The 1,000-nt window shown below is 70.0% G+C and carries 1 protein-coding gene; it reads left to right on the forward strand.

All coding sequences use genetic code 11. The annotated features are described in order from the left end of the window. Nucleotides 1-840 (forward strand): aldehyde dehydrogenase family protein (locus ACFY9E_RS40215; RefSeq protein ID WP_390993616.1); only part of this gene is annotated, 840 nt, incomplete at its 5' end. Nucleotides 841-1,000: the final 160 nt, after the last annotated feature.

The following is a 1,000-nucleotide window of genomic DNA, read 5'->3' on the forward strand; positions in this document are numbered from 1 at the left end:
AACATCGTCACCACCACCGACGCCGCCGGCGTCATCGAACCCCTCCTGCGCGGCGGGCAGATCCGCAAACTCTCCTTCACCGGCTCCACCGCCGTCGGCCGCATCCTGCTCGCCCAGTGCGCCGACACCGTCATCCGCACCAGCATGGAACTCGGCGGCAACGCCCCCCTGATCGTCTTCGACGACGCCGACCTCGACACCGCGGTCGAGGGCACCATGGTCGCCAAGATGCGCAACATGGGCGAGTCCTGCTGCGCCGCCAACCGCATCTACGTCCACACCTCCATCGCCGAGGAGTTCGCCGCCCGCCTGACCGCCCGCATGGCCGCCCTGAGCGTCGGCCCCGGCACCGAACCGGGCACCGACGTCGGCCCCCTCATCGACGCCACCGCCCGCAGCAAAGCCCACGACCTCGTCCAGGACGCCGTCAAGCGCGGCGCGACCGTCCTGACCGGCGGTGAACTGCCCGAAGGCCCGGGCTGCTTCTACCCGCCCACCGTCCTGGCCGGCCTCACCGCCGAGGCCGCCATCAACGACACCGAGATCTTCGGACCCGTCGCCGCCCTGATCACCTACGACACCGAGGACGAAGCCGTCACGGCCGCCAACGACACCGAATTCGGCCTGGCCTCCTACCTGTTCACCCAGAACCTCGACCGCGCCCTGCGCGTCGCCGAACGCCTCGAAAGCGGCATGATCGGCCTCAACACCGGCCTGGTCTCCAACCCCGCCGCACCCTTCGGCGGCATCAAGCAGTCCGGCCTGGGACGCGAAGGCGGCCGCGTCGGCATCGACGAGTTCCTCGAATACAAGTACATCGCCGTCCCCGTCGGAGCCTGACATGCCCGACCGACTCGTCATCCTCCACCGCGGCAACCGCCCACCCGCCACCGCACTCATCGAACGCCTCACCGACACCGTCTACGCCACCGAAGAGGAACTGCCCTACCTCCTCCCCGGCGCCGACGCCCTCCTGGCCTGGGTCACCATCACCCCCGCC

Source organism: Streptomyces sp. NPDC012466 (assembly GCF_042955215.1).
In the GTDB taxonomy this organism is placed as follows: domain Bacteria; phylum Actinomycetota; class Actinomycetes; order Streptomycetales; family Streptomycetaceae; genus Streptomyces.